Raw genomic sequence first — 16,356 nt, 5'->3', positions numbered from 1 at the left:
ATGACCGATGTTCCCTTCGTCTTCGCCGACGGCATCGTCCGGCGCGATGCATTGCGCGGGCAGACCCTGCTGCAACCGACGACCTTCGCCCTCTGCGCCGGCGACCGCGTCGCGGTCACCGGCCCGTCGGGTTCGGGCAAGAGCGTGTTTCTGCGCGCCCTCGCCCTGCTCGACCCGCTCGATGCCGGCCGCATCATGTGGCACGGCGCGCCGGTCGAGCGCGCGGCGATCCCACGCTACCGGCGCAACGTCGCGTATATCCGGCAGCGGCCCGCGCTGCTCGACGGCAGCGTCGCGGACAATCTGCGTTACCCGTTCGAATTGCGGACCTATCGCGACGTGCGCTTCGATCGCACGCGCGCGGCGAGCCTCGCCGCTCAGGCCGGCCGTGGCGACGATTTTCTCGACAAGCGTGCGAGCGAGTTGTCCGGCGGAGAAGCGCAGATCACCGCGCTGATTCGCGTGCTGCAACTCGCGCCCGAGGTGCTGCTGCTGGATGAGCCCACCGCGTCGCTCGACCCGGAGTCATCGCGTGCGATCGAGGCGCTGGTGCACGCGTGGTTCGATGCCGACCCCGGCCGGCATGCGTCAATGTGGGTGTCGCACGATCCGGCGCAAGCGGCACGCATGAGCGCGCGGCACCTCACGATGCGCGCCGGTGTGCTCGACGAATCCGCGGTGAGCCCCGCGCCTCAGGAGTTCGACCAATGACTTTGCAAAATCTGAGTCTCTGGGACGTCGCGATCGCCGCGTTGCTGATCGTGGTGAACGGTGTGGTGTCGGTGGCGCTCAAGCTGGACCTCGAACGCAAGCTCGCGTGGGCGGCGGTGCGCACCGTCGTGCAGTTGCTGGCGATCGGCTATGTGCTCGGCTGGGTGTTCCGTTACGACCACTGGTTCGTGGTACTGCCCTTGATGATCGTGATGACGCTGATCGCCGGCTTCGCGGGTGCGCAGCGCGGCAGTCGCACGTATGCCGGACAGCGTGCGGACAGTGTGCTGTCGATCTGGGTCAGTTCGTGGCTGGTGGCCGCGGTCGGATTGTTCGTCGTGATCCGTATTCACCCATGGTACGAGCCACAGTATGCGATTCCGATTCTCGGCATGATCCTCGGCAATACGCTGACCGGCGTGTCCCTCGGCATCGAACGGATGACCGAGGAATTGACCGCGCGGCGTGACCGTGTGGACATGGCGCTCGCGCTCGGCGCGACCCGTTGGGAAGCGGCGCAGGCGCCGGCGCGCCAGGCGGTGCGCGCGGGCATGATGCCGACGCTCAATCAGATGGCCGTGGTCGGTGTGGTGAGCCTGCCCGGCATGATGACCGGCCAGGTGCTGGCCGGTCAGTCGCCATTGCAGGCGGTGCGCTATCAGATCGTGATCATGTTCCTGATCGCGGCGGCGTCAGCCTTGGGGACGGTGGGCGCAGTGCTGCTCACGTATCGGCGGCTCTTCTCGGCCGAGCACCGGTTTCTGTCGGCGCGGCTGGTGGAGCGGGCCGCGGCGGGACGTTGAGGGGGCAAACAGATGCACAGCGCGACGCGTTTTGCGTCGCCGCTTGTCTGCCATTCGTCGATCGCATGTCATGAATGCGGCTCATGCGATGCGCATCGTCACGCAACGCGGCCGCATCGCAAACATCCGCTTGCGTACTGGCAGCGACACTGGCCGGCGAGCAGCCGCTTCCGCTGCCGTATCACGCACAATTCACCACGCAAATTCAACGTTTCGCAGTGACCGCCACTTCGGTGCCGTCACTGAGCGTCAGTGTTTTCGTGCTGCCATTGGTCGGCATCGTAAAGCGCAGAATCTGGCTGACGGTCACGTCGTTCGGACACTTGAGCGTTTTACCGCCGCTCGTCACCGTCTTCACGCCGTGCGGCGTCTGCGCCTGGAAGCTCAATTGCACGGACGCGGTGCCGTCGCCGGCGACAACGGGCGCAAAGCGGATCTGCGTCTGACGAATCATCGCGCCGTTCGAATCGGTCGGCAGCGACGAATAATTCGGGCAGGTATCCGCCGCGGGCACGGGGCCGCCCGGCGGCACGGTTTTCCACGTGAAGTCGTCCGATTCGCCTGAGCGGATCGTGCGCGTTTCCTGTGAATTGCCGAACTGTTTCGACGTGACGCGGACCGTGTAGCGGATCGGACCGTCGAGGGCGGCCTGCGATGTCACCGTGATCGGCGTGGCCGCGTGGGCCGCCGTCACGAGCATGCCGGGCGCAAGCGCGCAGGCGAGAGAAGCGACAACGGAAACGGCGGAGAGTTTGAAGCTGGAGCTCATACTGTCACCTCCTTGTTGTGCCGCTGCGCGCTCGCTTAAGCGCTATCACCCATGCACCGCCTGACCGAAGCCTGATTGACGCCGGGTCGAAGCCGGGTTGATACCTCGCTAATATCTGGCCAATACCTGGTTGAGGCCCGGCCGGACGAGCCGCGAGACACGCAACTGTTTTAGCATCATGCCCCACCAGTCTACCGCCAAGCGGCGCTGCGCGCGCCTCATACGAATCGGGTGTTACCCCGCTTGCAATGAGGCGTTTTCTGCGTGTGCGATCTGACTGAACCGCCAAACCCTGTGCAAACCCTGCTCGGCTTAGAAACCCGTCAGCACCAGCTTGCCGATCGCGCGCCCCGCTTCGAGCAGTTCATGCGCACGGCGCAAATTCTCAGCGTTGATCTTGCCGAGATCCTGGCCGACCGTCGTGCGCAACGTGCTCGCATCGACGAGACGCGCCACCTCGGTTAGCAGCTTATGCTGCTCGATCATGTCCGGCGTGCCGAACATCGAACGCGTGAACATGAACTCCCAGTGGAACGCGGCGCTTTTCGTCTTCAACAGTTCGACCGGCAGCGGCTGGCTGTTTTCGACGATTGTGCAGATGCCGCCCTGCGGCTTGATCACTTCAGCGGCCGCCGGGAAATTCCTGTCGGTATCGTTGAAGATCAGCACGTAATCGACCTGGTCAATGCCGAGCGCTTTCAACTGCGCGGGCATATCGCCAAAGTGATCGACGATATGATCCGCGCCCAACTCCGTCGCCCACTTCGCCGATTCAGGACGCGACGCGGTCGCGATCACTTTCAGCTTCGCGAGTTGTTTGGCCAGCTGGATGCCGATCGAACCGACCCCGCCCGCCCCGCCGATGATCAGCACCGTGCGGCCTTCGTCCGCGCCTTGCGGCGACACGCCGAGGCGGTCGAACAAGGCTTCCCAGGCGGTGATCGCGGTCAACGGCAAGGCGGCCGCGTGCGTGAAATCGAGCGACGCCGGCTTGCGCCCGACGATGCGCTCGTCGACCAGATGGAACTCGCTATTCGCCCCCGCGCGCGTAATGCTGCCCGCATAGAACACTGGGTCGCCAACCTTGAACAGCGTGACGTCCGGGCCGACCGCCACCACCGTGCCGGCAGCGTCCCAGCCGAGTACTCGCGGCGCTTTCTCGACGGTGTCTTTCGGGGCGCGCACCTTGGTGTCGACCGGATTGACGGAAATGGCTTCGACCTTCACCAGCAGGTCGCGGCCGGTGGCTTCGGGTTGGGGAATGTCGACGTCGATCAAAGATTCGGCTTGATCGATCGGCAAATAGCGATAGAGGCCTACGGCTTTCATCACAGCTCCTGTTCTTTCAGATGAGGTTGAGAGACCGGCGATCGCTGCAGGCGGCGGCTGGCGCCGTGCGACGCAATCGATCGCATTGACGTCATCCTAAGTCGGTTCTTATTCTTATAGAACCATCATAATGACTGAAACATCTTTTTGAATTTCAGAAGAATGGCCCATCCTGACCATCCTGTAAAACCCGCGGTGAAACCCGCCGTAAAACCCTCGTCCGGCGAGCGGGAGCGACTCGATCTACTCGATGTCGCCCTGTTCGTGCGGGCCGCCCTGCTCACCAATGTGTCGGCGGCCGGCCGCGAATTCGGCCTGTCGGCGGCCGTCGCGAGTTCGCGCATCGCGCAACTGGAAAAGCGCCTCGGCGCGCGCCTGCTGCATCGAACCACCCGCCGCATCAGTCTCACGCAGGACGGCGAAGTATTCATGACACGCGCCCAGGCGCTGCTCGACGCGGCCGATGCCGCACGCGCCTCGGTGGGCCGCGCGCAGGCCGAGCCGCAGGGGCGTTTGCGGGTGTCAATGCCGTCGTCGTTCGGGCGGCAACACGTCTCGCCGGTGATCAGCGAATTTCTGCGCCGCTATCCCGGCGTCAGCGTCGATCTGCGGCTGACGGATCAGATGGTCGATCTGGTCGATGCGGGCATCGACGTGGCGATCCGCGTCGGCGTGCTCAAGGATTCATCGCTGGTGGCGCGGCGCCTGGCCGTGAACCGCCGCGTGCTGTGCGCCGCGCCCGCTTACCTCGCTGCACGTGGGACGCCGCATCATCCTTCGGACCTCGCACTGCACGAATGCGTGATCCTGTCAGACCAGCGCGACTGGGCCTTCGTGACGCCTGCCGGTCCACTCGAGGTGCGCGTGAGCGGGCGCCTCGTCACCGACAATGGTGAAGTGATTCGCGACGCCTTGCTGGCCGGTTTCGGCATTGCGCTCAAATCGACCTGGGACGTGGCGCCGTATCTGCGCAGCGGCAAACTGGTCAGCGTGCTCGACAGCTACCCACTCGCGGAGAAGGTGGCGATCTGGGCGGTCTACCCGAGCCGTGCGTTCGTGCCGCCCAGGACGCTCGCGTTCATCGAGTTCCTTGCTGCGCATTTCGGTGATCCGCCTTATTGGGACGCTGAGCCGGAATGAGGCCGGCTGGATCGCGATCACGCCGCTTCATCCAGGCGTTTTTTCATCGCTGCGGTGATGCGCTGACGCGTCTTCGCGTAGTCCGCAAAAGATACCGCGTTCTGCGCCCTTGCGGCTCAATTGATCGTCCGCATCAACCCGCGCTCGCCGGCTCGAGCTCGAACGGTACCGCTGCGAAGCCGCGAAACCGCACACGTCCGCCGCGCGTCGGTTCGCCGTCGAGCCGATACGCCGGAAAGCGCTGCACGAAGCGTCCGATGGCGATGCGCGCCTCGAGTCGCGCGAGCGACAACCCCGCGCACTGGTGAATACCGAAGCCAAACGCCAGATGGCGGTTTGGATCGCGGCGGATGTCGAAGCGGTCCGGTTCCGCGAACTGCTCGGGATCGCGATTGGCCGCGCCGATGCATAGCGTGACGGGCGTGCCACGTGCCACCGCGACGCCACCGATTTCGGTATCGACGGTTGCCATGCGGTTGCCCAGCTGATTTGAACTCTCGAACCGCAAACACTCTTCGATCGCCGACTCGATAAGCGACGGTTCGCGCAGTAACGCGGCGCGTTGTTCCGGCCAGTCGGTGAGCGTAACGAGACCGTTGCCGATCAGATTCGTGGTGGTCTCATGACCGGCGTTCAGGATGAAAATGCAGTTTTGCAGCAGCTCCGGTTCCGACAACTGCTCGCCGCCCTCTTCGCCCTGGATCAGGCGCGTCAGCACGTCGTGCTGCGGATCACCGGGTTCACGCCGGCGCTGTTTCACCAGATCGCGCAAATAGTCAACGAATTCGCTGACCGCACGGTTTCCTCGTTCGAGTTGCGCCTCGCTCAGCGACGGCTCCAGCGCGCCGAGTATCGCCAGCGACCAGTCGCGCAACGGTTCGCGCTCAGCGTGCGGCACATCCAGCAGATTACCGATGATCTCGACCGGGATCGCCGACGCGAACTCGCCGATCAGATCGATCCGGCCACGTGCCGCGGCAGCATCGAGCAAGCCGTCAACGAGGCGGATCAGGCCCGGTTCCATGGCCGCGATGGCGCGCGCCGTCAGCGCGCCGGCGATCAGTTTGCGCACCCGGGTGTGACGCGGGGGATCGTTGAAGACGAGACTGGTAGTGTGATGGGTGTAAAGCGGCGAGTCGCCGTACTTCGGCTTGAATTCGACGGTCTTGTCGGAACTGAACGTTTTCGGGTCGCGGTAGACCGCCTGCACGTCGCGAAAACGCGTCAGGAACAGCGAGCCGTCCGGCATGCGTTTGACCGGCTCATGGGCGCGCAGCGCGTGGTAGACCGGGTACGGGTCGGCATAGAACGCAGGATTCAGGTGGCGCAGATCAAATTCGCGCGCAAGGGTGGACGCGTCGCTGGCGGTCGCGGGGGTCATGACTTGTCTCCGTGGTGGTGCGCCCTGGTCACTGCTGCCGATGCATGCCGTGTGCGGTGTGCCGCGCGCCTCATCGGTGCGGCGGGCTTGATAGGCTCGATGGCTGTGGGGCGTCGTTCGAAGCGCCAGTATGACGCGGGCGCCTGATGATTGCACGGCGGATTACCTCGCCGGTTGCGTTTGAGGCTGCAACGCACGCTGCATTTCGGGCATGCTTGTCGTCGGGCGGGCAAGTTGCCATCCGGTTGCAGGCGGGCCGCAGGCCGCCGAAACGTTACAATGGCGGGATTTTCCGCGCGCCTCGCGCGGCCGCCCTTTTCTGCGCCAATGCGTCCGTCTATGAACCTCGTCATCCAAAGCACTGCGCCCCTTTCCGCCGACCACCACAAAACGCTCGTCGCGCTCGCGCGTGGCTCGCGCGCCGCCGTCATCGACGCGAACGCGATTCGCATCGCCGATGCGAACATTGCGCAGCGCGCCGACCTCGAGGTCTATTGCAGCACGCATCAACTGGACTACGCGTTTGTCGAACCCGGCCGAACGTTGCGTGACTTTGACCTTGTCGCGATGGACATGGACTCGACGCTGATCACGATCGAATGCATCGACGAGATCGCCGACTTCTGCGGGTTGAAAGCAGAGGTCGCCGCGATTACAGAAGCGTCGATGCGTGGTGAAATCAAGGACTTCAACGAGAGCCTGACACGCCGCGTGGCGTTGCTCAAGGGACTGGACGCCAGCGCACTCGAACGCGTTTATGAAGAACGGTTGCAACTCTCGCCGGGTGCCGAACAGATGCTGGCTGGCGCGAAAGCGGCGGGATTGAAGACGCTGCTGGTGTCTGGCGGATTCACATTCTTCACCGAAAAACTGAAGGCCCGGCTCGGCCTTGATTTCACGCGTGCGAACACGCTCGAAATCGTGGATGGAAAGTTGACCGGCAACGTAATCGGCGAGATCGTCAACGCCGACGTGAAAGCAAGCACGTTGCGCGAAACATGCGCCCAACTGGGCATCGAGCCGACGCGCGCAATTGCGATGGGCGATGGTTCGAACGATCTGAAAATGATGGCTGCCGCGGGACTTTCCGTCGCATTCCGTGCGAAGCCGGTGGTGCGCGAAGCAGCCAGCGTGGCGCTCAACCACGTTGGGCTGGATGGCTTGCTGCGGTTGTTCTGAAGCTTGGTTTGCGCTGGCCAATGCAATGGCGGCCAGCGCCGGTACGAGAATTATTTGTTGAGATGGGCAATCAGGAACATGCCCAACATGGAGATTCCAACGGCTCCGATCACGACGTTAGTCCACTTCAGAACACGGGCGTAATTTTCGTCAGATTCCAGAAACGTGAATAGTCTATGCATGAGGGCCTCCCAAAAGGAGATCAGTATAAGAGCTGCGTTATCTAATAAATCTAAATCAGGTGCACGTGTAGGATTGCAAACAGAGCAGCTGCAAGCGATGTTGCAAGAATCGAAGTCGCAATTGCCACACGCGACAAGGCACCCGTAGCAAACCGTTTCTGCCCGTCACAAATGCATGCGGCCGTCTGATCATGGCGTGTATTGACCAAAGACGACATCACGATATTCGAACAGGCGAATGCCAGGATGCAGAATCCAGCAATTGCGCCCTCCAGCACAGGCACCACGCCACTTCCCCGCTCCAGCGCAGTCACCGCCTCATAAACCGCGGCCGCGCACAGCCCGATCGCACACCAGAAGAGTTGGCCGTCTTTCACTGATGCGGCGATCAACGCCTTCGCGACGCGCCAGCCGTGCGTGGGTGCGACGAGCGCTAGCGTAAAGATCGGGCCGACAATCGGCACGCCAAGATTCAGTAACATCCAGAAAAATAGATTCATCGAAGCTCACCATAGTGCAGCAACCGTTAGTAAAGTGCGCACAATCGTAGCGTCGAGATCCGGCGTCGACCATTCGGCCGAATGGTTAGGCTTACTGGCTATATTGACAAAAGAAAAAGCCCATCTGGAACGCGTCCCGATGGGCTTACTCAACCTTCAACCTTCAGCAATCAGCCGCTTAACCCAGCGCCACCAGACACCGTTCGATATCCGCGCGCAAATCGGCCTCTTCTTCCAGACCGATATAGAACCGTACCAACGTACCGCGATACGGCCATTGACCTTCCGTGCGCATCGAGGCGACGTCATACGGCATCGCGAGGCTGTGCGCACCGCCCCAACTCCAGCCGAGCGAGAACAGCTCGAGCGACTCGCAGAACGTGTCGATTTGCGCCGCGCTGTAACGTGCGTCGAACACGACCGAGAACAGTCCACCCGCGCCCGTAAAGTCGCGCTTGAAAAACTCATGCCCCGGACAGTCGGGCAACGCCGGATGCAAGACCGCGGCAATTTCCGGGCGCGTCTTCAGCCACTTGGCGAGGCCAAGCGCTGCTCGGTCATGCTGTTCGAAGCGCAGTTGCATGGTCGGCAGGCTGCGCAGAATCAGCGAACAATCATCCGCCGACACGCCGATACCCATGCGCATGCGCGCTGCCTTCAGCTTCAGATGCAACTCGCGATCGACAGTGATCGTCGCGCCCATCAGCACGTCGCCGCCGCCCGACTGGTACTTGGTCAACGCCTGCACCGAGATATCGACACCGTGGTCGAACGGCCGGAAACCGAGCCCCGCCGACCAGGTGTTGTCGATCGCCGTGACGACGTTGCGCGCGCGCGCCACCGTGGTGATGGCGGGTACGTCGGGCACTTCCATCGTGACCGAGCCGGGTGCTTCGAGCCAGATCAAACGCGTATTCGGTTGGATCAGCTCCGCGATCCCCGCGCCGATCATCGGATCGTAGTAGCGTGCCGTGATACCGAAATCGCGCGCCAGCCAGTCGCCGTGATCGCGGTTCGGCGAGTAGACGTTATCGGGGATCAGCACGTCGTCGCCGGCCTTCACGAGGCCGAAGTAGACGTTCGAAATCGACGACAACCCCGACGGCTGCAACAACGCGTGATTGCCACCTTCGATGGTGGCAAGCCGCTGCGCCAGCGCGAGCGAAGTCGGCGTCGCGTGCAGGCCATAGCGCCATTGCGCGTCGTTTTTCCAGTCAAGCGCGCGCATCGTCGCGAGATCGGGGAACACGACCGTCGAAGCGCGCGTGACCGGCATCGAGAACGACTCGAAACCCGGCGTGAGCTGGTCTTCGTGACGCACGATGCCAGTTTGCAGGCCGCGTTTGTGTTTGGATTGGGTCATGGTGTAGGTAGACTTTATTCGCCGATTTGCAGGTTGCTAACCCCGCCAACGGCATGACCACCGCTTGTCGCCGAGGCGGGCACTGCGGCTGCCCCGCCAGCGGACGGCTGCGGCACGACCTTGTTGGCCACCGCACCGGCACTAGCTGATGCCGCCGGCACGGCCTGCCCTGCTGCCAGCGGCTTCAGATCAAACGGCTGCGGGTCGGAATCGTCGACGTTCATCCGGTCGCCGGCTACCGAACCGTCGGCGGCAAATTTGCCCACCCAGTTGCCGGTGATATGCGTGCCGTCGTTCGATTCCTCGACTTCGAGCGTATCGCCGTCACGGTCGCCCGCGATCAGGATCACTTCGCCGGTATCGGTGTACTGATACTCGCCGTGCACCCCGGCGGGGTCGTCGGTTTTCGCGCCGAGCCGCAGCACGATCTGACGTGAGCCCAGCATGCCGGCGTAGCGTGGAAACTTCGCGAATTCGGGGCTCGGCTTGAGCGGCAACTGAATCGGCGGGGGCGCCGCCAACTCCTTCACCGCGTCGCTTTCCGCCCATGCCTGTGCAGGCAGCACAGCCGCGGCACCGGCACACAGCAATGCGGCCACGCTCACTACGCCCCGAAGGAGGTTCCTTTGGGAGATTGCCCAACCGCGCCGACGCATCGCATCCTTCATCGCGTTCGATTCCTGCATCCGTTATTTCCTTGTTGCCCGATACTGCTCGATACTGGTTTGCTACCCGCTTACTGCCGGGCTTCGTTCGGCGGGGAACGCCGACGCGTTGCGTTGCCCCGCCGCGGCCTCAGATCCGTAAACGTGGCAGCCTCAAAATTCCAGCCGCCCCCTTCCACATTCGGCGGCGGTCGAACAATCGCTGCCCGCACCTCTTTTTCGTGCTCGAAGCTCTTTCGCTTGTACATAAACGGAGCGAATGCGTTTGGGGTGCCATCGATAAACTCCGACTCGTAGTCTATATACCTGACTTCTCCGATGAAGATGTCCCCCTGGACGCCCGAAAAGCAATCTCGAAGCTTTCGATATGTAGACTGGATGGCTACGCCGTTACTGCCTTTCAGGTACAGGGACCACATGGCTGCCGACTCATGCTGATTCATGTGCCAGCAATTTACCCCGACCATCTTCACCATGTTCCTTACCATCCTTGGCCGGTCCTCCGTCATCGCCTTGACGTATACCTCGTGATGTTCTGCCGGCAAGCCAACAGGTGGAATTCGTCGAGCCAGCACGTTCAATTTTGGATACGAACCTTCAAATGGGTCGTCGACAAATCTATCGGTCCGCGTGAAGTGCAGCGAGCGGCTTTCGAGCAGCGAAACGAACTTCGTGAAGTCCATGTATCGCCACACTTTTACCGTCTCGTCTAGCGGCTGAGGGAACGAAGGATGCTCTGAATACACGTCTTACTCCTGCTATTTTGGGGCGGCTTCCCATATTTGTCTTTCAAAAGACAGGCGTCCGGCGCGTCAAGCTGCAGCCGACTATGTAGATTCACTAAATGGACTGCAGTAAGTGCCGCCCCACCTCTCCGCTCCTGCCGGGCCGAACCAATACACATTGTGCGAGAACTGCGTAAAACGCTCCTGTCCGAAGACATCAACATACGACACTTTGCCCCAAATGTGGATTCGCTTGTTTTTCCCGTCTTTTATCTCCTGAGCCTCGCCATCATCCACGAAGTCGGGCAGCCTTGCATTTAACACCACAGTTTGATGCGGCCCAAGCGCAAAGCTAGTTACCACTGAATCCTCGCCATCTGGAAAATCAAAACCATCCGGGAGTGGGAAATCATACACCCCAGCCTTCGCCCAATAGCGAATACTGTGCGCAGGCGTATTTCCACTATTTACCAAAATGGGATTTATTCCAAAATAATAGCCCTTATCTCTTTCTTGGAATACACCGCCGTTCATGACGACCGACAAATAAGCGCGCATCTGCTTTGCCGTTACTTCTTTTAATGTTGTGACACTCTCGGTACTAGCGCGTGCGCTCACCCCAGCCGCCGCTGCGACATCCTCCATTGCCGACGCCGCCCTTGTCGCTTCAGCGATAGACTTTTGCATTTCTTGTGATTGTCTTTCGCTGGTTTCCTTCGCGTCTCGACCAAGTTGCACCGTTGCTTTCCATAACAACCCAGTCCATATAGCCAGGAACAGCGTAACCACGGCCAGCGCGACCGTTGAATACGCGACAAGTTTATCGTTCGATTTTTTAGCTAATTCTTCGTGATCGCTCTCTTCCAATCGTCTCTCATCCTCTGCCGATCGAACGATACTGACTGAAATAGGCTGCTGAAAAAGCGATTTATCCGCTTCATGGCGGCTATCGCCCTTAGCAGCACTAGCGGCACCATGAGACTGCTCTACCGCTGCAGACGCCGCCGCTGCCACACCGGACAGACAACTGATAGCACAAGCCAGAACTATTGCCGCTCTCATCGTTTTCATTTTAGGTTTTTCTCATGGGACTTTTAACGGGAGCCACCGGCAAGCGCCTCCACGACCGGGCATAGATTAGCTCAGTTTTACCCCGCCCTTTTGTTGTATGGTGTATCCAACACGGCTAGGCCGGTCGAAACGAGGAGTCAGGGGATGCACTCTGCAATCGAAGCATTCGAGCGGCGCATGACGCGCAGGCTGTACGCGGTCGCTGTCGCCGTCTTGCTCGCGGAAGCGCTGCTTCGGCACTTCTGGACCTGAGCGAAGCATGCCCCGCCCCAGAGAGAATATCGAGACGGATACCCGTCCATGGCTCAACGAGCCGCGCGTGGTCGATCGGCTCATCCGTGACTGGACGATCCGGGCGCTTCACGTGCTCACGAAGCCTGACGCTCTCGCGCGGCTGGACTTCGAGTGCGTGCGCATGAACAACCTGTTTCTCGGCGTCACGCCGAACGACGAGTTCGAGCGCGGCCCGTGGAATACGCCGGAGCAACTCGGCACGTACATCCGGCAGGCGCTGCGCATCGACGGCGAGGACCGGCTGGCTGTGCGCGACGCGTTCATGTGGTACATCGACAAGTTCACGGACGTGTATGAGCCGGGCGACGAGTTCGAGTCCGCGCTGGTTGCGCCGTTGATCAATCAACTGCGCGATGCGCTGATCGGGGTATCTAAGGGACCGTATGGGTACGCAAGTGCCTGAACTGCCCGCGGGGAAGCACAGCAAGGCGCTTGATTGTCGCGTCCTTCCTACGCGGCGCTCCACGGGCTGGCAGTCGCGGGGTTGGCTTACGGCCTGATGGCATCGACAAGCTGGGCGGCATCCAAAGCAGAGATTTCAACGGTCGCCCTTCCCTCTCCAGCATGTTCAATATCAACTGGGCCGATACGCAGAAATGTTTTACCGCCTTGCGTGAATACCTCAACCTGGCGTTTTGGATTCGCCTTACCAGGCGCCTCGGAAGTAACGGTTGCGAGCATTCTGCTGAATTTGATGTTTGCGCCCATGAGGCTCCTCTCGATTCGGTTGTGGAATCGGAAAGGTAGCACGGGAGGAGCCCCACCCTAACGTGACAACGCACCGGAGCAAGCCATAAAGCCGCTCACCGTTCTCTTGATGGTCATGTCCGGTTCGTTGTTACTGTAGGCCGGTCGATTGAGGCGCTCGATATCGGTGGCGTCACGATGCGGCTGTTCGGCAGACGAAAAAAAACCCGCCGAAGCGGGTCAAAGAAGCGGCCGAGGGACGATGCTCGACGGATGTTCCTGAATTAGATTCTCCCGTCACGAGGCGGCGGCCGCGCCGCGACTACCCGACAAATGCGCGAATGAGTGGCGATGTTTCTCGGCTAGGCGTAGTGTGCCGGTGTGCAAAAAACACAACTACCTGAGAACCCGGGGACCACCATGAAGAAGATCATCGCCACCGCCATCATCGCGCTCGCCTCCATCGGCGCTCACGCGCAGGTCACGTACAAGACGAGTTTCGACTGTGCGAAGGCATCGACCTACTCTGAGCATGCAATGTGTGAGGACAAGGAGCTTGCGGATGCAGACCTCGCGTACTGGAAGGTTTTTCAGGCGGCGCGCAACGCTGCAACCGACAAACAGGCTTTCCACAACCACGCGATTACTGCGCTCAAGTACCGTCAGCAATGCGCTGATCGCGAATGCATTGTGAATTGGTTTAAGGATCAGAATGCGTACATCGCGTCGCTTAGCGCACCAGCCCGCGAACCGGCTGCCTCGCCAGCGGCCACCCAAGTCGCAAAGGCGGCGCAAACTGCGCCCGCTGGCGACTGGTTCGCATACGACAATGGACGGCGCGCATGCGTCAATATCGGAGAGACGCCCGACGAATTTGCCGCAGCCATCAGCCGCCAAGGCCGCCCCGGAACTGTTGCCAAGTATGAGAATGGAATGGCTATGATCTACATCCCAGCCCTTGGGGATCGCCAGCCGGTTACCCTGCTTGCAAACGGCGAGAAAGGATGTACCAAACTCATGCGAATGGCTAACATGATGGGCGACTAACCAATCTCTGCGTCTAAGAAAGGCCCCTTTTCGCAGGGGCCTTTTTCATTACGTGCCGGCAATCGGCGGACCCGTCGGATCGCCGAGAACCTCTGACTTATGCTGGTGGACCGTGACTGAGATACCAGCTGCGACGACGTCGGTCTCACCCGTTTGTATATCTGGCGTGCGATTACCGATGCGCACGATCAGTTGCTCCCCGGGACGTAAAATTTCGGTTCCGTACCCGAGGACGACGGAAGAGGTACGGTCGTGCTCATCTTATGCATAGCCTTCTTCCCGCTCGGCGTCGTGTTGTGCTGCTCAAAGTTGATCGTGAGGTTGCCCGAGGGACCGTACAGAGCGCCTGCGCCCGCACCCACTCCAGCGGGCGAGCTAGACTGAGACGCTGCAGCAGCACGGGCGCGATCCTTATCTGAGATTTGTGACGGCTTGTCATCGTCATAGAGTTGGCTTGCAATGCCGTTGCGGATGTCGCTTTCCTTGCTCGGGTCGGCAGGACGTTCGACCTTGCGTGCGAACACGCCAGCCAGGTCTGGTCCGCTCGCCGAAAGGAATGCTTTACCGGGCCCAGCCTCCTCGCCACCAGACTGCATCGATTTCACCATGTAAGCGATTTGCTCTTGCTGGGTAGATCCATGGATATCCTTTCCCATCACCTTCTTGAAGTCGGCTTGGCGCGCGGCATCGAACTGGAACAGCCCGTACATCCCTTTTTTATCGGTGACGTCTGGATTCATCGAGCTTTCGCGGATCGCGCTCGCCATGATCGCCGCCGCGTGCGCAGAGTCGATGCCCAAGCCTGCTAGTTGAGACATGCCGCCCGTGACGCTGTCCCGGTAGCTGTAGGCCTTCCCTACGCCCGCACCGTATGCAAGGTTTGCTTTTCCGGCCATGTTGTCGGCCCAAGCATTCCCCGCATCCACCTTGTTTGCGATTGAATTCAGGGCGGGCGCGGCAACGTCGGATTGATCTACGCGCGGATTCGCGCCCGGCACAAGCTTGGCAGACTTAGGCGGCCCGACAAAGGTCGGATCGGCAATATGGACGCCCGGGACCTTGTTCGCCATCGCCAGAACGCCCTGCATGATCCCTTGGGTGTACGGGATCAGCTTCGAGCCGATGCTCGTCTTCATGTCGGCGATGTTGGAGTCGATGCGGCTCTGAATCGTGGCGGCGGTATCCTCTTGACCCTTACCGGCGAGCACGCGCACAAGCTCATTCTTAAACGTCGTGAAGTCGCCGCTCTTTTCCGCCTTGTCGAGCATGTTCGTGTCGGCAGTGGACATATCCGGGCGACCGCGAATGCTGCCCTTGTAGAGCTTATCGAGGCTATCGAAGTCGCTCGCGCCGGAGATGCCAGCAATCGCCTGAATGCCGCCCTCGCGAATATCTTTCAGGTCTACGCCAGCGTCCTTCAGAGAGGTCATCACGCCGTTGTGGGCCGAGTCGCTCATGTTCACGAACTTGGCCGTGTCACCGAGCGATTTCAGTTGCCAGTAGTTCTTTTGGGCGTCGAGTTCCAACTCGGGATTGCCCTTGTAGGCGCTATCAAACTGCGAGTTGATAAGGCTCAAGTTCGTCCCGGCAGGCCCCTTGCTCATGGAGTCCCAGTCGCTCATGCCACGATGACGCATGTATGCGGAAATATCGCGGTCGTCCAGCCCATTGTTGAACAGACCGCCCTCGGAGCGGATGCGTGCGCGGATCGGGTCAAGGTTCCCGTAAGCGCGCATAGTGAAGTTCTCCGCCGCCTCGGAGCCGCCCATTTGCTGCATTGAGGCGTTCGCTTGACCGATAATCGAGGAGGCGTGATCCGCCGTCATGCCATCCTTGTCGAGCAGAGACGAGTAGGCATTGCCGAAGCGATCGAGATCCACCGAACCGGCATTGAAGCGACTCTGCTGCGAGACAAACGTCTGCATTGCCTGCATCACTTCGACGGGCATCGCCTTGCCCTGCGCGTTGTTGATGGCCTCGGCGAGTTGCGCAGCCAGTTCCTTGTTGTTCTGGTGATTGTTCAGGCGACCCATGCCACCGACAAAGGCAGCCATCGCGCCCTTATCGACACCGTAGGCGTTCGACAGGCCCACGCTGGTACGAGCAGCCGAGCCAACTTCGTCGGGCGTGCGATACAGGCCGCCGCTGGCTCCCATCAGGCCATTCTCAATCTTCACAAACTCGGTATTCGCGACACCAAGGCCTTCGCCGAACTTGAACGCGTCCGCATTAAGCTGCTGGAATGAGACGCCCAGGTCACCCATCGAGCGCTTGAGCGTGTCGAGGTCCCCATTGCGTCCCTTCGCCGCGTCCACGCCTTCGGACGCGAAAGAGATACCCGCACCAATCGCGGCCGTGCCACCCGCCAGCAATGCGCCGATAGGGCCGCCGGCAATCCCGGCCGTCAGGATGCTACCCGCGCCGCCGCCGATGCCGCCGCCGATTGCGAGAGCCGCCGCCGTGCCCATGTTCTGCGGGCGACGCGTCCACCATGATCCACCAGGCGAGCC

General features: G+C 61.1%; 16 protein-coding genes. 6 read left to right on the top strand and 10 right to left on the bottom strand.

The features are described 5' to 3' along the window. Both GNZ12_RS24360 and GNZ12_RS24355 read left to right on the top strand, forming a co-directional pair. Positions 1-711 (top strand): ABC transporter ATP-binding protein, encoded by a 711-nt coding sequence (locus GNZ12_RS24360; protein ID WP_172314458.1) that lies wholly within the window; start codon positions 1-3, stop codon positions 709-711. Continuing rightward, positions 708-1,514 (top strand): ABC transporter permease, encoded by an 807-nt coding sequence (locus tag GNZ12_RS24355; protein ID WP_172314456.1) that lies wholly within the window; start codon positions 708-710, stop codon positions 1,512-1,514. Before GNZ12_RS24360 ends, GNZ12_RS24355 begins: the two co-directional genes overlap by 4 nt. Positions 1,515-1,719: 205 nt before the next feature. Here GNZ12_RS24355 and GNZ12_RS24350 read toward each other — a convergent pair whose 3' ends face one another. Both GNZ12_RS24350 and GNZ12_RS24345 read right to left on the bottom strand, forming a co-directional pair. Further along, the gene (locus GNZ12_RS24350) at positions 1,720-2,283 is read right to left on the bottom strand and encodes a DUF6013 family protein (protein ID WP_074284230.1); all 564 of its coding nucleotides are present in this window, start codon (positions 2,281-2,283) and stop codon (positions 1,720-1,722) included. A gap of 312 nt (positions 2,284-2,595) precedes the next feature. Further along, on the bottom strand, positions 2,596-3,612 hold the full coding sequence (locus GNZ12_RS24345) for a zinc-binding alcohol dehydrogenase family protein (protein ID WP_172314454.1): 1,017 nt from the start codon (positions 3,610-3,612) through the stop codon (positions 2,596-2,598). A gap of 162 nt (positions 3,613-3,774) precedes the next feature. Between GNZ12_RS24345 and GNZ12_RS24340 the strand changes: the two genes are divergently transcribed. Continuing rightward, positions 3,775-4,752, top strand: coding sequence for a LysR family transcriptional regulator (locus tag GNZ12_RS24340; protein ID WP_172314452.1), 978 nt, complete (start codon positions 3,775-3,777; stop codon positions 4,750-4,752). A gap of 133 nt (positions 4,753-4,885) precedes the next feature. Here the strand turns inward: GNZ12_RS24340 and GNZ12_RS24335 are convergent, their stop codons facing one another. Continuing rightward, on the bottom strand, positions 4,886-6,133 hold the full coding sequence (locus tag GNZ12_RS24335; protein ID WP_172314450.1) for a cytochrome P450: 1,248 nt from the start codon (positions 6,131-6,133) through the stop codon (positions 4,886-4,888). 339 nt (positions 6,134-6,472) lie between these two features. Here GNZ12_RS24335 and serB point away from each other — a divergent pair, with 339 nt between their 5' ends. After that, entirely contained in the window at positions 6,473-7,312 is an 840-nt protein-coding gene (serB, locus tag GNZ12_RS24330; RefSeq protein ID WP_172314448.1) for a phosphoserine phosphatase SerB, read from the top strand. A gap of 232 nt (positions 7,313-7,544) precedes the next feature. Here the strand turns inward: serB and GNZ12_RS24325 are convergent, their stop codons facing one another. From GNZ12_RS24325 to GNZ12_RS24305, 5 genes are all read right to left on the bottom strand, one after another. Then, positions 7,545-7,994 (bottom strand): hypothetical protein, encoded by a 450-nt coding sequence (locus GNZ12_RS24325; RefSeq protein ID WP_172314446.1) that lies wholly within the window; start codon positions 7,992-7,994, stop codon positions 7,545-7,547. A 178-nt stretch (positions 7,995-8,172) separates the two neighbouring features. Next, a complete protein-coding gene (locus tag GNZ12_RS24320) occupies positions 8,173-9,357 on the bottom strand; it encodes a cystathionine beta-lyase (RefSeq protein ID WP_172314444.1) in 1,185 nt (394 codons plus the stop codon). A 14-nt stretch (positions 9,358-9,371) separates the two neighbouring features. Beyond that, positions 9,372-10,043 (bottom strand): hypothetical protein, encoded by a 672-nt coding sequence (locus tag GNZ12_RS24315; RefSeq protein ID WP_172314442.1) that lies wholly within the window; start codon positions 10,041-10,043, stop codon positions 9,372-9,374. Between the two features lie 50 nt (positions 10,044-10,093). After that, positions 10,094-10,705, bottom strand: coding sequence for a DUF2971 domain-containing protein (locus GNZ12_RS24310; RefSeq protein ID WP_172314440.1), 612 nt, complete (start codon positions 10,703-10,705; stop codon positions 10,094-10,096). A 144-nt stretch (positions 10,706-10,849) separates the two neighbouring features. After that, positions 10,850-11,818, bottom strand: a complete 969-nt coding sequence (locus GNZ12_RS24305; protein ID WP_172314438.1) for a hypothetical protein — start codon at positions 11,816-11,818, stop codon at positions 10,850-10,852. 259 nt (positions 11,819-12,077) lie between these two features. Here GNZ12_RS24305 and GNZ12_RS24300 point away from each other — a divergent pair, with 259 nt between their 5' ends. After that, positions 12,078-12,515, top strand: coding sequence for a hypothetical protein (locus GNZ12_RS24300; RefSeq protein WP_172314437.1), 438 nt, complete (start codon positions 12,078-12,080; stop codon positions 12,513-12,515). Positions 12,516-12,601: 86 nt separating this feature from the next. Here GNZ12_RS24300 and GNZ12_RS24295 read toward each other — a convergent pair whose 3' ends face one another. Next, positions 12,602-12,820: a hypothetical protein gene (locus tag GNZ12_RS24295; protein ID WP_172314435.1), complete on the bottom strand. Its 219-nt coding sequence runs from the start codon at positions 12,818-12,820 to the stop codon at positions 12,602-12,604. 399 nt (positions 12,821-13,219) lie between these two features. Here GNZ12_RS24295 and GNZ12_RS24290 point away from each other — a divergent pair, with 399 nt between their 5' ends. Beyond that, positions 13,220-13,846, top strand: coding sequence for a lysozyme inhibitor LprI family protein (locus GNZ12_RS24290; protein ID WP_172314433.1), 627 nt, complete (start codon positions 13,220-13,222; stop codon positions 13,844-13,846). Positions 13,847-14,034: 188 nt separating this feature from the next. Here GNZ12_RS24290 and GNZ12_RS45590 read toward each other — a convergent pair. Further along, the coding region (locus GNZ12_RS45590; protein ID WP_407947726.1) for a phage tail tip lysozyme at positions 14,035-16,356 on the bottom strand (2,322 nt) is incomplete at its 5' end.

It is taken from the genome of Paraburkholderia solitsugae, assembly GCF_013177695.1.
Lineage (GTDB): Bacteria > Pseudomonadota > Gammaproteobacteria > Burkholderiales > Burkholderiaceae > Paraburkholderia > Paraburkholderia solitsugae.
The sequence above is the reverse complement of the archived record's forward strand: the minus strand, read 5'-3'. Positions and strand labels throughout refer to the sequence as shown.

Coding starts and splice junctions, on each gene's coding strand:
- serB (WP_172314448.1), top strand. CDS start 6,473: ATGAACCTCGTCATCCAAAGCACTGCGCCCCTTTCCGCCGACCACCAC.
- GNZ12_RS24345 (WP_172314454.1), bottom strand. CDS start 3,612: ATGAAAGCCGTAGGCCTCTATCGCTATTTGCCGATCGATCAAGCCGAA.
- GNZ12_RS24290 (WP_172314433.1), top strand. CDS start 13,220: ATGAAGAAGATCATCGCCACCGCCATCATCGCGCTCGCCTCCATCGGC.
- GNZ12_RS24355 (WP_172314456.1), top strand. CDS start 708: ATGACTTTGCAAAATCTGAGTCTCTGGGACGTCGCGATCGCCGCGTTG.
- GNZ12_RS24295 (WP_172314435.1), bottom strand. CDS start 12,820: ATGGGCGCAAACATCAAATTCAGCAGAATGCTCGCAACCGTTACTTCC.
- GNZ12_RS24315 (WP_172314442.1), bottom strand. CDS start 10,043: ATGCAGGAATCGAACGCGATGAAGGATGCGATGCGTCGGCGCGGTTGG.
- GNZ12_RS24300 (WP_172314437.1), top strand. CDS start 12,078: ATGCCCCGCCCCAGAGAGAATATCGAGACGGATACCCGTCCATGGCTC.
- GNZ12_RS24305 (WP_172314438.1), bottom strand. CDS start 11,818: ATGAAAACGATGAGAGCGGCAATAGTTCTGGCTTGTGCTATCAGTTGT.
- GNZ12_RS24335 (WP_172314450.1), bottom strand. CDS start 6,133: ATGACCCCCGCGACCGCCAGCGACGCGTCCACCCTTGCGCGCGAATTT.
- GNZ12_RS24340 (WP_172314452.1), top strand. CDS start 3,775: ATGGCCCATCCTGACCATCCTGTAAAACCCGCGGTGAAACCCGCCGTA.
- GNZ12_RS24320 (WP_172314444.1), bottom strand. CDS start 9,357: ATGACCCAATCCAAACACAAACGCGGCCTGCAAACTGGCATCGTGCGT.
- GNZ12_RS24350 (WP_074284230.1), bottom strand. CDS start 2,283: ATGAGCTCCAGCTTCAAACTCTCCGCCGTTTCCGTTGTCGCTTCTCTC.
- GNZ12_RS24360 (WP_172314458.1), top strand. CDS start 1: ATGACCGATGTTCCCTTCGTCTTCGCCGACGGCATCGTCCGGCGCGAT.
- GNZ12_RS24310 (WP_172314440.1), bottom strand. CDS start 10,705: ATGGACTTCACGAAGTTCGTTTCGCTGCTCGAAAGCCGCTCGCTGCAC.
- GNZ12_RS24325 (WP_172314446.1), bottom strand. CDS start 7,994: ATGAATCTATTTTTCTGGATGTTACTGAATCTTGGCGTGCCGATTGTC.